This is a genomic window from Burkholderia humptydooensis, assembly GCF_001513745.1.
GTDB lineage: Bacteria > Pseudomonadota > Gammaproteobacteria > Burkholderiales > Burkholderiaceae > Burkholderia > Burkholderia humptydooensis.
The window spans coordinates 98565-112383 of sequence record NZ_CP013380.1 but is presented as its reverse complement, the minus strand read 5'-3'; the positions used below and the strand labels follow the sequence as shown (position 1 = coordinate 112383).

The 13819-nt window shown below is 65.9% G+C and carries 11 protein-coding genes; all 11 read right to left on the bottom strand.

Translation table 11 applies throughout. The features are described 5' to 3' along the window. Positions 1-89: 89 nt before the first annotated feature. Complete coding sequence (locus AQ610_RS00525; RefSeq protein ID WP_009914032.1) at positions 90-848, bottom strand: ABC transporter ATP-binding protein; 759 nt, start codon at positions 846-848, stop codon at positions 90-92. Beyond that, positions 848-2632: a branched-chain amino acid ABC transporter ATP-binding protein/permease gene (locus AQ610_RS00520; protein ID WP_006023947.1), complete on the bottom strand. Its 1785-nt coding sequence runs from the start codon at positions 2630-2632 to the stop codon at positions 848-850. Before AQ610_RS00520 ends, AQ610_RS00525 begins: the two co-directional genes overlap by 1 nt. A 4-nt stretch (positions 2633-2636) precedes the next feature. Next, positions 2637-3692, bottom strand: a complete 1056-nt coding sequence (locus AQ610_RS00515; protein ID WP_009914033.1) for a branched-chain amino acid ABC transporter permease — start codon at positions 3690-3692, stop codon at positions 2637-2639. A 126-nt stretch (positions 3693-3818) separates the two neighbouring features. Beyond that, positions 3819-4976: an ABC transporter substrate-binding protein gene (locus AQ610_RS00510; RefSeq protein ID WP_009914034.1), complete on the bottom strand. Its 1158-nt coding sequence runs from the start codon at positions 4974-4976 to the stop codon at positions 3819-3821. 309 nt (positions 4977-5285) lie between these two features. Next, positions 5286-6338, bottom strand: a complete 1053-nt coding sequence (locus AQ610_RS00505; RefSeq protein ID WP_231748936.1) for a type 1 periplasmic-binding domain-containing protein — start codon at positions 6336-6338, stop codon at positions 5286-5288. A 419-nt stretch (positions 6339-6757) separates the two neighbouring features. Then, entirely contained in the window at positions 6758-7732 is a 975-nt protein-coding gene (locus tag AQ610_RS00500) for a branched-chain amino acid ABC transporter permease (protein ID WP_015600354.1), read from the bottom strand. After that, positions 7732-8616: a branched-chain amino acid ABC transporter permease gene (locus AQ610_RS00495; protein WP_009914036.1), complete on the bottom strand. Its 885-nt coding sequence runs from the start codon at positions 8614-8616 to the stop codon at positions 7732-7734. Before AQ610_RS00495 ends, AQ610_RS00500 begins: the two co-directional genes overlap by 1 nt. A 137-nt stretch (positions 8617-8753) precedes the next feature. Then, complete coding sequence (locus AQ610_RS00490; protein ID WP_006023953.1) at positions 8754-9950, bottom strand: beta-hydroxybutyrate-binding protein; 1197 nt, start codon at positions 9948-9950, stop codon at positions 8754-8756. A gap of 67 nt (positions 9951-10017) precedes the next feature. Further along, positions 10018-10773 (bottom strand): ABC transporter ATP-binding protein, encoded by a 756-nt coding sequence (locus AQ610_RS00485; RefSeq protein ID WP_006023954.1) that lies wholly within the window; start codon positions 10771-10773, stop codon positions 10018-10020. Then, positions 10770-11549 carry an ABC transporter ATP-binding protein gene (locus tag AQ610_RS00480; protein ID WP_006023955.1) on the bottom strand — a complete coding sequence of 260 codons (780 nt, stop codon included), beginning with the start codon at positions 11547-11549 and terminating at the stop codon, positions 10770-10772. Before AQ610_RS00480 ends, AQ610_RS00485 begins: the two co-directional genes overlap by 4 nt. A 502-nt stretch (positions 11550-12051) precedes the next feature. Continuing rightward, a complete protein-coding gene (locus AQ610_RS00475) occupies positions 12052-13737 on the bottom strand; it encodes a GMC family oxidoreductase (RefSeq protein ID WP_006023957.1) in 1686 nt (561 codons plus the stop codon). Positions 13738-13819 lie beyond the last annotated feature (82 nt).

Genomic DNA, 13819 nt, shown 5'->3' with positions numbered 1-13819 from the left:
CAGTGAGTGCGCCCTGCCGGGCGCACCCAACAAAAAACGGCGTGTTTCACGTGAAACACGCCGTTCAGTCAGAGCTGGCGAAGCCGCCGCTAAACCGCTTTCTTCGCGAGCCCGAGGTAGGTTTCGATTACCCGGGGATTCTGCGCAAGCTCGCCCGCCGGGCCTTCCAGCGCAACCTCACCGGTCTCCAGCACATACCCATAGTCCGAAATCTGCAACGCCGCTCGAGCGTTTTGCTCGATCAGCAGCGTCGCGACGCCGGTTCCACGCAGCGCGCTGATGATATGAAAAATCTCCTTCACGATCAGCGGCGCAAGCCCGAGGCTCGGTTCGTCGAGCATCAGCAAATCGGGTTTGCCCATCAGCGCGCGCCCGACAGCCAGCATCTGCCGCTCACCGCCCGATAGCGTCCCCGCCGCCTGCTTGCGCCGCTCCTTCAGCCGCGGGAACAGCGAGAAAACCGGCTCGAGCTGGTCCAGGAAGTTCAAGTCGCCGGCCATCTTCCTCCGGTACGCCCCCAAAACAAGGTTGTCCTCGACCGACATCGTGCCGAACAGCTCACGCTTTTCGGGCACGAGGCACATGCCGAGCGCGACGCGCTGCTCGATCGGCAACGCGCCCACGTCGTCGCCGCGATAGCGGACCGTACCGGCCGCGTGGCCATTGGTCGGCAACGCCCCCATCACCGCATTGAGCAGCGTCGACTTTCCCGCCCCGTTCGGGCCGATCACTGTGACGATCCTCCCCGCTTCGACCGTCAGCGCCGCGCGATGCAGCGCCTCGACCTTGCCGTAGCGCACCGACAGATCCCTCACCGCCAGAATTGGCGTCATCTCCCGATCCGTCATCACTCCACCCCGCCGAGATAAGCTTCCAGCACTGCCGGGTCCTTCTGCACATCCTGCGGCAGACCTTCGGCGATTCGCGTGCCAAATTCCATCACTACCAGCCGGTCGGTCAGATTCATTACGAAGTCCATGTCGTGCTCGACGAGCAGCACACTCATGCCTTCCGCCTTTAGCTTGCGCAATAGTTCGGCCAACTGCTGCTTTTCCTGATAACGCAGGCCGGCCGCGGGTTCGTCAAGCAGCAACAATGTCGGATCGCTGCACAGCGCACGGGCGATCTCGAGAATCCGCTGCTGGCCGAGCGCAAGACTGCCTGCCTCGTCATACATGTGCGCATCGAGGCCGACGCGCCGAATCTGCTTCGCCGCTTCCGCCATCAGCCGCGTTTCCTCATGCGCGTTCAGCCGGACGATACTGCGCCAGATGCCAGCCGAGCCGCGCAGATGCGCGCCGATCGCGACGTTTTCCAGCACGGTCATTCCAGGCAGCAGCTTCACGTGCTGGAATGTGCGGCCGATACCCCGCTTCACGATTTCACGTGAAACAAGTTCGTCGATCCGCTCGCCGCGGAACGTGATTGCGCCGCTCGTCGGCTGCAGCACGCCGGTCACGAGATTGAACGTCGTCGACTTGCCCGCGCCGTTCGGGCCGATCAGGCCGACGATCTGCCCGGCCAGCACGCCGAAGCTCACGTCGTTCACCACGACGAGCCCGCCGAACTGCTTGCGCACGTTGTCGACGACGAGCAGCGCCTCGCCTGCCTGCGGCCGGGCGCGCTGCGGCAGCGGCTCCGCCTGGTCCGGCGCCCGGGCGGCGGGCTCGCGCGGAAAGAGCTTCGCGACGAAAGGCCAGACGCCCTGCCGCGCGTACTGCAACAGCAACACCATCAGCACGCCGAACACGATGATCTCGAAGTTGCCTTCCGCGCCGAGCAGCTTCGGCAACAGCGTTTGCAGATAATCCTGCAGCACGGTGACGATCGCAGCGCCGAGCAACGCGCCCCATACGTGCGCGACGCCGCCTACCACCGCCATGAACAGGAACTCGATCCCATGATTGAGCCCGAACGGCGTCGGATTCACCGCACGCTGCAGATGCGCGTACAGAAAGCCCGAAATCGACGCGAGCACCGCCGCATGGACGAAGATCGCCACTCGCATCCATCCGGTGTTCACGCCCATCGCCTCGGCCATCAGGCTGCCGCCGCGCAGCGCGCGAATCGCGCGGCCGGGCCTGCTATTAAGCAGATTCTGAACAGACACAACCGCCGCGAGCACGACGATCCAGATCAGGTAATAGAGACTGCGTCCTGTATCCAACGCTTGACCGAACACGGCAAGCGCGGGAATGCCGTTGATTCCGTCGTACTTGCCGAGCCAGTCGAGATTGCCGAACAGGAAGAACAGCGCGAGCCCCCACGCGATCGTTCCAAGCGGCAGGAAGTGTCCGGAGAGGCGCATCGTGACGGCGCCCAGCACGAGCGCGACAAGCGCCGTCAGCACGACGCCCGCGATCAGTCCGAGCCACGGCGACGCGCCGTGCGCCGTCGTCAGATAGGCGGTCGCGTACGCGCCGATACCGACGAACGCCGCCTGCCCGAAGCTCGTCATCCCGCCGATTCCAGTCAACAACACGAGCCCGACCGCGACGATCGCATAGAGCCCGATGTAGTTCAGCAGCGTGATCCAGTACTCGGGCACGCGCGCCGCGCCAGGCAACGCCGGCAGCGCGAACAGCACGACGAGGAACAGCCAGAACGCCTTGTTGCGCAAGATCGCTTTCATCGCGTCACGCCTCCTCATCTTCCGTTTGCGGCGCCGCAAGGCTGCGCCACAGCAGCACCGGCACGATCAGCGTGAAAACGATCACCTCCTTGTACGCGCTCGCCCAGAACGACGAATACGACTCCAGCACACCGACGAGAAGCGATCCGGCCGCGGCCAGCGGATAGCTGACGAGCCCGCCGATGATCGCGCCGACAAAGCCTTTCAGGCCGATCAGGAAGCCGGAATCGTAGTAGATCGTCGTCAGCGGCCCGACCAGCACGCCCGACAACGCACCGAGCCCGGCCGCGAGCGTGAACGCGAGCCGCCCGGCCTCGGTCGTGCCGATGCCGACGAGCTGCGCGCCGAGACGGTTCACCGACGTCGCACGCAGCGCCTTGCCGGGCAGCGTGCGCTCGAAAACCAGATAGAGCCCGGCGATCAGCACGAGCGCGGTGCCGACCACCCAGACGCCCTGCATCGAAATCGACAGGCTGCCGAGCGCGAGCGACGCGTCCGAGAACGCGGCCGTGCGCGAGCCCTCCGCGCCGAACATGACGAGGCCGAGCCCGACCAACACGAAATGCACGGCAACCGATACGATCAGCAACAGCAGCGTCGTGCCTTCGGCGATCGGCTGATACGCGAGCCGGTAGATGAATGGCCCGAGCGGCACGACGATCGCGAGCGTGAGCGCGATCTGCGCAATCATCGGCAACGGCTGCGCGGCAACGCTTCTCGTCACCGCGTAGATCGCAAGCGGCAGCAGCACATAGCGGCTCGCGAGCGTCGTCAGCGTGCGGGCGAGCCGGTGACGACGCGCGCGATACCGGATCAGCCCGCCCACTTCGAGCACGAAGCAAGCAATGCCCGCAACGAACAGCAGCCAGCAGGTTGCCGGAAACTTCTGCGCCTGTAGCGCGGCCAGTGTCAGCGCGCCGTAGGTGACGAATTCGCCCTGGGGGATGAAGATCACGCGCGTGACGGAGAAAACGAGCACGAGCGCGAGCGACAGCAGCGCGTAGATTGCGCCCGTCGTGATGCCGTCCTGCGCGAGAATTGCCGCGATGGAGAAATCCATGTGGTTTCTTCGGTTGAGAATGCGTCGACGGAAAAAACGGAAATATGGCCTGCGGAGCGTGGTCGTCGTGAAACGGCCCGGCGCAGCGCGCGTGCGATGCATCGCACGCGCCCTATCAGCCGACGCTCAATCGGCCTGCAGCTTCCACTTGTCGCCGACGATCTGCACGATCACGCGCGCGCGCGTATCGAAGCCGTTGTGATCCGCCGGCGTCGTGTTGATCACGCCGTGCGACACCGGCAGGTCCTTCACGTTCTCGAGCGCGCTGCGCAGCGCCTCGTGGAACGCCGGCGTGCCGGGCTGCGCCTTCTTCAGCGCGTCCGGAATCGCGCGCTGGAGCATCAGCCCCGCGTCCCATACATGACCGCCGAACGTCGACACCGCGCCCGCGCCATACGCCTTCTCATACGCGGCCTTATACGCGAGCGCCGGCTGCTTCGCCGGACTCGAATCGGGCAATTGATCGGCGACGAGTACGGGCCCCGCCGGCAGCAGCTCGCCGTCGCAGTCCTTGCCGCACACGCGCAGGAAATCGTTGTTCGCGACGCCATGCGTCTGATAGACCTTGCCCGTGTAGCCGCGCTCCTTCAGCGTCTTCGCGGGCAGCGCCGCAGGCGTGCCCGCGCCCGCGATCAGCACCGCGTCGGGACGCGCGCCCAGCGTCTTCAGCACCTGGCCCGTCACCGACGCGTCGGTGCGGTTGTAGCGCTCGTTCGCGACGATCTTGAGCCCATTCGCCGCCGCGGCCGCGCTGAACACGTCATACCAGCCGTCGCCGTACGCGTCCGCGAAACCGATGAAGCCGACCGTCTTCACGCTGTGCTTCGCCATGTAGCCGGCGAGCGCATCAGCCATCAGGCGATCGTTTTGCGGCGTCTTGAACACCCAGGCGCGTTTTGCGTCCATCGGCGCAATGATGTGCGCGCCCGCGGCGAGCGAAATCGTCGGCGTCTTGCCCTGCGCGACGACGTCGATCATCGCGAGCGCGTTCGGCGTGATCGACGAGCCGACGATCGCGTCGACATGATCCTCGTCGATCAGCTTGCGCGCGTTCTGCACCGCGCGACTCGTGTCCGACGCGTCGTCGAGCACGATGTACTCGACGCGCTTGCCGCCGATCTCCTTCGGCAGCAGCGCGACCGTGTTCTTCTCGGGGATGCCGAGCGACGCGGCGGCGCCTGTCGCTGACACCGTGACGCCGATCTTCACCTGCGCCGACGCGAGCCCGGCGGTACATAAGCAGCCGGCCGCGAGCGCGGCCTCGATCCATCGATTCATTTTCATTGTGTGTCTCCAAACGCTGCGCGAAACGCGATCGAGCAGCCGTTGCAACACGGCGCACCGATCGAACCTGCGCGCCGCCGCGGCCGGTTTCACGTGCAACGGGGACCCGGCGCGGGGCGCGTTCTTCTTGCTGTTGCGCTCCCCTGCGCGTGCGCATCGCACGCGCCCTTCTGCTGCTCCTGCTGCGATCTTCCGGCCGACGCCGCCCGTGTCGCGCTCACAAAAAAGCGCGGCCGACCGCACGCGCCCTCGCCACGCTTTACCCTCGGCCCCGCGCAAGCCTGCGCTCCGCGCTGACGATCCCGGCCATCATGCGAGCGGTTCGTCGAGGCCAACGCGCCCGCCGAACAACGTGCGCGACACGTTGCGAGCCGCGGGCACGCCAGACGCGCCGCGCGTCGACGCAACCGGAACCGCCCGCGCCAAAAGCGGCGCGGCACCGCGCGCATGCTCGCCGAGCGTCGGCATCTTGCCGGCGTCATATGCACCTTCACGCGCACGCTTGAATGCCGGCTCGAACGGCTTGCTGAAATTTGAATCGGGAAGAAACTGATCGTCGATAAGGATCGGGCCAGCGAGCCGACGCGTGCCGTTGCAGCCCTCCCCGCATACACGCAGGAAACCGTTGATCGTGATGCCTTGCGCGCGCGGCTGAACCTCGCCCGCGTCGCCGCGCACCCGCGGCGTGTCCAGTGTCTTGCGTGGCAGCGCGCTGCGGAATTCCGTCAGCGAGTTCAAGTTGCGCGCCTCGTTGAAACCAACGAACGCAACCGTCTTCATGTCGCGCATCGCGAAGCCGTGCCTGGCGATCGCGCTCGATAGCGGAATATCGTTTTGCCCTGCTTCGACGCCCCAGGCGCGCTTCGCATCGAACGGCCCGGCGCCCAAAGCAGCTACCGCCGACGAAATCGCCCGAACCGGCAACCGCGCGGCAATGCCGGCCAGCGCGAACGAACACAGGGAGACGGAGACGGTCGAGCCGATCCGCACATCGGCTTGATTTTCGCCCGCGAGCTTGTGGGCGTTGCTTGCTGCGTGCGTCGAATCGGCCGCATCGCCGAGAGCGACCGAGCCCGCTGCCCGCCCGCCGGTTTCGCTCGGCGGCAGCGCGATCGCATTCGTTTCGCAGAGGCCTGGCGGCGCAGCGAAGCAAGCGGCGGAAGCTGTGGACCAGGCGGCGAGATCGATCCGGGCGGCCGCGAACGCGACGCCCGAAACGGCCGCCCATGCGATCGCCGCACCGATTCCCCAAAACCGCCACGCCCCTATCATCGAGTTCGTCTCCGTGTCTCGCGCTCGGCCAATCCCTGACCAACGGGTCGGGGAACGGCGAGTGTAGCGGACGCGTTGCGCGTGCGACAACCGGGTTAGCCCGCAGCAGCATGGGCCAGCCGATGCAAGCGAGCGGCCATCGAAGGCGGCGTGACGAACGGCTTCAACGAAGACGGCCTGGTGCGCGGCCGCGAACGCGCAAATAAAAAGCGCTGTTGGAATGAATCCAACAGCGCTTTGGGTCGGGCACTCTGTGCCTCGAATGTCTCCTCGTTCTCCACCTGCAAATTCGTTTCGCGGTGCATCAGAACTGAAACGAAGGTTAATGCAAGCTCGCCGGGCGCGACAACCTAGCATTTACCCCTATGGTGCATCGCCGCACGAAATTGGGGCATATCATCGGCCACGTCGAGCCGGACTGAGCCGGACCTAGCCTGGCATTCGCCGTGCGCATTGCATCGGATTCCCAACGATCATTGCGCACCGCACGATCGCCCAGGCCGGGTCGCTCACGACGCCCGCAGCAGCCGCACCCGCGCGATCGCCTCGCCGACGATTCCACGCCGGAACGCGAGCACGCATGCGATGAAGATGAGGCCCGTGACAATCGTCGCGGATTCGCCGAGCGAGCGGAACCAGTCGATGTGCGTGACCGATGCGAGCCAGCCGCCGATGTCGCCCAGCCGATCTTCGAGCGCGACGATCAACGCCGCGCCGACGAGCGGGCCGAACAGCGTGCCCATGCCGCCCACGAGCGTCATCAGCACGACGAGGCCCGACATCGTCCAGTACGCGTCGCTCAGCGTCTCGAAGCCGAGCACGACGACCTTCAGCGCGCCGGCGAGCCCCGCGAGCGCAGCCGACAGGATGAACGCGAGCAGCTTGAAGCGATCGGTATCGTAGCCGAGCGACGTCGCGCGCGGCTCGTTCTCCTTGATCGCGACGAGCACCTGCCCGAACGGCGAATGCACGATGCGCACGATGAAGAAGCACGCGCACGCGACGACGCCGAGCACGACGTAATAAAGCGCGAGATCCGACGACAGATCGACGAGCCCGAACAGCCGCCCGCGCGGCACGCCCTGCAGGCCGTCCTCACCGTGCGTGAACGGCGCTTGCAGATAGATGAAGTACACCATCTGCGCGAACGCGAGCGTGATCATCGCGAAATAAATGCCCTGCCGCCGGATCGCGAACAGGCCGACGACGAGGCCGAGCAGCGTCGCCGCCGCGATGCCGGCCAGCACGCCGAGTTCGGGCGTCGCGCCGAGCGACTGCATCGCGTAGCCCGTCACGTAGCCCGCGGTCGCGAGAAACATCGCGTGGCCGAACGACAACAGGCCCGTGAAGCCGATCAGCAGGTTGAACGCGGCCGCGAAGAGCGCGAAGCACAGCACCTTCATCACGAACACCGGATACGCACCGACGAACGGCGCGACGAGCAGGCCGGCCAGCAGCAGCCCGTAGAGCGCTTTTCTCTGCATCATCTTTCCTTGCCGAATAAACCTGCCGGGCGAATCAGCAGCACGACCGCCATGATCACGAAGACGACCGTCGCCGATGCTTCCGGATAGAACACGCGCGTCAAGCCCTCGATCACGCCGAGCATCAGGCCCGTCACGATCGAGCCGAGAATCGAGCCCATGCCGCCGATCACGACGACCGCGAACACGGTGATGATCATCGGCTGCCCCATCAGCGGCGACACCTGGATCACGGGCGCCGCGAGCACGCCGGCGAACGCGGCAAGCGCGACGCCGAAGCCGTAGGTCAGCGTGACCATCATCGGCACGTTGACGCCGAACGCCTCGACGAGCTTCGGATTCTCGGTGCCCGCGCGCAGGTACGCGCCAAGCCGTGTCTTCTCGATCACGAACCACGTCGCGAGACACACCGCGAGCGACGCGACGACCACCCACGCGCGATAGTTCGGCAGGAACATGAAGCCGACGTTGGTCGCGCCCGCGAGCAGCTCGGGCACGTCGTACGGTTGCCCGGACGAGCCGTAGATCGCGCGGAACACGCCTTCGACGACGAGCGTGAGCCCGAACGTCAGCAGCAGCCCGTACAGGTGATCGAGCTTGTAGAGCCAGCGCAGCATCGAGCGCTCGATCAGGATCCCGAACAGACCGACGACGACGGGCGCGAGCACGAGCATCGCCCAGTACGGCAGGCCGAGATACGTGAGCCCCATCCATGCGAGCATCGCGCCCAGCATGAAGAGCGCCCCGTGCGCGAAGTTGATCACGTTGAGCAGCCCGAATATCACCGCGAGCCCGAGGCTCAGGATCGCGTAGAACGAGCCGTTGACGAGTCCGAGCAACAACTGGCTCAGCATCGCCGACATCGGAATGCCGAAGATGTCCATCGAATCTGCCGTCAGTCAGTATCAGGTCAAAATCGTTGCGCATGCAACCAAATGGGCGCGACGGCCGCGTTCGGGCGCGCCGTCGCGCGTGCATTCGCCGCGCGCCGCGGCGTGCGCGGCGCCGGCATGACGCGGCGTCACTTCCAGAGCGCGCAGCGCGTCTCCTGCTTCGTCGTGAACGCCTGCTCGCCCGGAATCGTCGCGACGACCTTGTAGTAGTCCCACGGCTCCTTCGATTCGGACGGTTTCTTCACTTCCATCAGATACATGTCGTGAATCATGCTGCCGTCCGTGCGGATGTAGCCCTTCGCGAAGAAGTCGTCGATCTTCATCTTCTTGAGCTGCGCCATCACCTTGTCGGAATCGGTCGAGCCCGCCGCCTGCACCGCCTTCAGGTAGGTCGTCACCGACGAATAATCGGCCGCCTGCAGGCTCGACGGCATCTTCTTCATCTTCGCGAAATAGCGCTGCGCCCACTGCCGCGACGCCGGATCGCGATTCCAGTACCAACTGTCCGTCAGCACGAGGCCCTGCGTCGTCTCGAGGCCGAGCGCGTGGACGTCGTTGATGAACATCAGCAGCGCGGCGAGCTTCATCGTCTTCGTGATGCCGAATTCCTTCGCCGCCTTGATCGCGTTCACCGTGTCGCCGCCCGCGTTCGCGAGGCCGAGGATCTGCGCCTTCGACGATTGCGCCTGCAACAGGAACGAGGAGAAGTCCGACGCCGACAGCGGGTGCCGCACTTCGCCGAGCACCTTGCCGCCGTTCGCCTTGACGACGTCCGCAGTGTTCTTCTCGAGCGCCTTGCCGAACGCGTAATCGGCGGTCAGGAAGAACCACGTCTTGCCGCCCTGCTTCACCACCGCCGAGCCCGTGCCCTTCGCGAGCGCCATCGTGTCGTACGCGTAGTGGACCGTGTACGGCGTGCACTGCTCGTTCGTCAGCGTGTCCGCGCCCGCGCCGATGTTGATGTAGACCTTCTTCTTCTCGGCCGCGACCTGGTTCATCGACAGCGCGGTCGCCGAGTTCGTGCCGCCGACGAGCAGATCGAGCCCGCCGCGGTCCATCCATTCGCGCGCCTTCGACGCGGCGATGTCCGCCTTGTTCTGGTGATCGGCGTACACGACCTCGATCGGCTTGCCGTTGACCTTGCCGCCGAAGTCGGCCACCGCCATCTTGATCGCCTCGAGGCCGCCCTGCCCGTCGATGTCGGCGTAGAGGCCGGACATATCGGTGATGAAGCCGATCTTCACGGTGTCCGCGGCCTGCGCGGCGCCGACCGACCACGCCGCGGCGGCGGCGAGACAGGCGTGCGCAAGGGTCTTCACTTTCATTGGCGTCTCCTGGTGTAGTGCGTTGTGGTTGTCAGGTTATGTACATCGGGGGACCGGCAAAGCGGCGCTATACGCCGAGCAGATCGTGCAGCACAGGCATCTTCCCTTCGAGCTCGGTCGCGCCGAAATGCTCGACGATGCGGCCGTGCTCCATCACGTAGAAGCGATCCGCGAGCGGCGCCGCGAAACGGAAATTCTGCTCGACCATCACGATCGTGTAGCCGCGCGCCTTCAGCGTGACGATCATTTTCGCGAGCGCCTGCACGATCACGGGCGCGAGGCCCTCGGAGATTTCGTCGAGCAACAGCAGGTTCGCGCCCGTGCGCAGGACCCGCGCAACCGCGAGCATCTGCTGCTCGCCGCCCGACAGCCGCGTGCCCTGGCTGCTGCGCCGCGACGCGAGATTCGGGAACATCTCGTAGATGTCCTCGAGCGACATCGCGCTCTTGCGATCGCCAAGCACGGGCGGCAGCAGCAGGTTCTCTTCGCACGACAGGCTCGAGAAGATCCCGCGCTCCTCCGGGCAATAGCCGACGCCGTAATGCGCGATCTTGTGCGTCGGCAGATCGATCGTCTCGTGGCCCGCGATCCTGATCGAGCCCTGGCGACGGCCCGTGAGCCCCATGATCGCGCGCAGCGTCGTCGTGCGGCCCGCACCGTTGCGGCCGAGCAGCGTGACGACCTCGCCGCGGTGCACGGTCAGATCGACGCCGTGCAGGATGTGCGATTCGCCGTACCACGCTTCGAGCCCCGCGAGCGCGAGCGCGGGCGTGCCGCTTTCGACGCTGTTCAACTCGCGCTCTTCCCGTTCGCTGTGGTTCATGCGTGCGCCCCCGCGAGGGCCGCGTCCGCGCTGCCCATGTACGCCTCGACGACGAGCGGATTCTTCGACACCTCCGCGTACGTGCCTTCCGCGAGCACTTCGCCACGCTGCAGGACAGTGATCGTATCGGAGATGCCCGCGATCACGTTCATGTTGTGCTCGACCATCAGGATCGTGCGGCCGTTCGCGACCTTCTTGATGAGCGCCGTCACGCGGTCGACGTCCTCGTGGCCCATGCCCTGCGTCGGCTCGTCGAGCAGCATCAGCTCGGGCTCCATCGCGAGCGTCGTCGCGATCTCGAGCGCGCGCTTGCGGCCGTAGGCGAGCTCGACCGTCGGCACGTGCGCGAAATCGGAAAGGCCGACCTGCGTGAGCAGATCCATTGCGCGATCGTCGAGACGCTTGAGCGAGCGCTCGCTGCGCCAGAAATGAAACGCGGTGCCGAGCGAGCGCTGCAGGCCGATGCGCACGTTCTGCAACGCGCTCAGATGCGGAAACACCGCGGAGATCTGGAACGACCGGATCACGCCGCGCCGCGCGATCTGCGCGGGGCGCTCGTCGGTGATGTCGATGCCGTTGTAGACGATCTGGCCCGACGTCGGCTTCAGGAATTTAGTCAGGAGATTGAAACAAGTGGTCTTGCCGGCGCCGTTCGGTCCGATCAGCGCATGAATCGAACCGCGCCGCACGCGCAGGTTCACGCCGCTGACCGCGGTGAAGCCCTTGAATTCCTTCGTGAGTCCGCGTGTTTCGAGAATCGTGTCGCCGAGAATCATGTTCCCTTCCTACGAAGTGAGGCGAAGCGCTGAGAGATCTCGCGCAAGCGGCCACGATGCATTCAGCGGATGAGAGGCTGCCCCCGAGCTTTGTATCTTTGCGCCGAGGCCGGTCTCCTCGCGCAAGTCGCAGATTCAGACTGCGTGTCATTGTCGCGCCGTTGGTGCAGTGCATTCATCGGGATTTGCACTTATAGGGCGCGACAGCCGCGAGCATTTTTTACTCGGTTTTTTTGTTTTGTAGATCAATGCGCTCGCTTATTCGCGCACTGCGGTCCGGTTCGCGCGGAATCGTTTCCGACCGCGCGCAAACCCTGGCGCCACATGCATTTTTTTGCGCGGGCGGCGAAAAGGCCCGCGACGAAAAACGCGTTCCGGTACAAATCGGAAAACCGCCGTCGCGATCGAGTACGCACGAGATCGCTCGCTTCGCTTTTGGGTTAACCCTCGGCTGTTTTTGATTCCGATTCTTTGCCGATTCTTTCAACGGATCGTGTCACTTTTACGTCGGCAGCGCTGCCTCGCCACGCGCGGCCACGCCGTGCTCCGGCGCGCCGCGGCGATCCGCGCGAATCATGTCGCTCGCCCGCTCGGCGATCATCAGCGTCGGCGAGTTCGTGTTGCCCGACGTGATCCTCGGCATCACCGATGCATCGACGATCCGCAGCCCCGTCACGCCGCGCACGCGCAGGCGGCTGTCGACGACCGCGTCCGGATCGTCCGCGCGCCCCATCCGGCACGTGCCGACCGGATGGAAGATCGTCGTGCCGACCGCGCCCGCCGCGGCGATCAGCTCCGCCTCGCTCAGATACTGGGCGCCCGGCAGGATTTCTTCGGGCGCATAGCGTGCGAGCGCGGGCGCCGAGGCGATCCGGCGCGTCAGGCGCAGCGCATTCGCCGCGACGTGCCGATCGTGATCGGTCGACAGATAGTTCGGCGCGATCGACGGCGCGCGCGCCGGGTCCGGCGACACCGCATGAATGCTGCCGCGCGACGTCGGCCGCAGATGGCAGACCGACGCGGTGAATGCGTTGAAGCGATGCAGCGGCTCGCCGAAGCGCTCGAGCGACAGCGGCTGCACGTGATATTCGAGATCGGGCCGCGTGAGCGCCGGATCGTTCGGATCCGATTTCGCAAACGCGCCCAGTTGCGACGGCGCCATCGACATCGGCCCGCGCCGCATCAGCGCGTACTGCGCGCCGATCCACAGCTTGCCCCACCAGTGCGCGGACAGCGTGTTCAGCGTGCGCACGCCGCGCACGCGAAACGCCATCCGCAACTGCAAGTGATCCTGAAGGTTTTCGCCGACGCCGCGCACGTCCGCGACGACGCCGATGCCGAGCGCCTGCAGCCGGCCGCCGTCGCCGATGCCGGACAATTCGAGCAACTGCGGCGAATTCACCGCGCCCGACGCAACCAGCACTTCCGCGCGCGCACGCGCGACGAACGGCGCGCCGCCGCCGAGATATTCGACCCCCGCGCAGCGCTTGCCGTCGAACAAGAGCCGCTCGGCTTGCGCGCCGGTGATCACGGTGAGATTCGGCCGCGCGAGCGCGGGGCGCAGGAACGCCTTCGACGCGTTCCAGCGGATGCCGCGCTTCTGATTGACCTCGAAATAGCCGACGCCCGTGTTGTCGCCGCGGTTGAAATCGTCGGTGGCCGGAATGCCCGTCTGCTGCGCGGCCTGCGAGAACGCCTCGAGGATCTCCCAGCGCAGCCGCTGCTTCTCGACGCGCCACATGCCGCCCGCGCCGTGCATGTCGGTCGCACCCGCGTGGTGATCCTCGCTGCGCCTGAAGATCGGCAGCACGCTGTCCCACGACCAGCCCGCGTCGCCCGTCGCGCGCGCCCAGTCGTCGTAATCGCCGCGCTGGCCGCGCATGTAGATCATCCCGTTGATCGACGACGAGCCGCCCAGCACGCGCCCGCGCGGATACGACAGCGCGCGGCCGTTCAGGCCCGCTTCGGGCTCGGTCTTGTAGAGCCAGTCGGTGCGCGGATTGCCGATGCAGTACAGATAGCCGACCGGGATGTGGATCCAGTGATAGTCGTCCTTGCCGCCGGCTTCGAGCAGCAGCACGGTCACGTCCGGGTCTTCGGTGAGCCGGTTCGCGAGCACGCAGCCGGCCGTGCCGGCGCCGACGATCACATAATCGAATTCGCCTTCGAGCGTACGTTCGGTAGCCACGGTCTGCCGTCTCCTCAATTCGGGTGCGGCGGTCTCTCTCGCGGACCGCCGTCGTGCGCCTCGGCGCCAGGCCGCGCATCGA

What these genes read in the sequence shown, in the direction of transcription:
- AQ610_RS00480 (WP_006023955.1), bottom strand. Translation starts at nt 11,549, where the DNA reads ATGATTCTCGGCGACACGATTCTCGAAACACGCGGACTCACGAAGGAA.
- AQ610_RS00490 (WP_006023953.1), bottom strand. Translation starts at nt 9,950, where the DNA reads ATGAAAGTGAAGACCCTTGCGCACGCCTGTCTCGCCGCCGCCGCGGCG.
- AQ610_RS00515 (WP_009914033.1), bottom strand. Translation starts at nt 3,692, where the DNA reads ATGGATTTCTCCATCGCGGCAATTCTCGCGCAGGACGGCATCACGACG.
- AQ610_RS00520 (WP_006023947.1), bottom strand. Translation starts at nt 2,632, where the DNA reads ATGAAAGCGATCTTGCGCAACAAGGCGTTCTGGCTGTTCCTCGTCGTG.
- AQ610_RS00510 (WP_009914034.1), bottom strand. Translation starts at nt 4,976, where the DNA reads ATGAAAATGAATCGATGGATCGAGGCCGCGCTCGCGGCCGGCTGCTTA.
- AQ610_RS00495 (WP_009914036.1), bottom strand. Translation starts at nt 8,616, where the DNA reads ATGGACATCTTCGGCATTCCGATGTCGGCGATGCTGAGCCAGTTGTTG.
- AQ610_RS00525 (WP_009914032.1), bottom strand. Translation starts at nt 848, where the DNA reads ATGACGGATCGGGAGATGACGCCAATTCTGGCGGTGAGGGATCTGTCG.
- AQ610_RS00485 (WP_006023954.1), bottom strand. Translation starts at nt 10,773, where the DNA reads ATGAACCACAGCGAACGGGAAGAGCGCGAGTTGAACAGCGTCGAAAGC.
- AQ610_RS00500 (WP_015600354.1), bottom strand. Translation starts at nt 7,732, where the DNA reads ATGCAGAGAAAAGCGCTCTACGGGCTGCTGCTGGCCGGCCTGCTCGTC.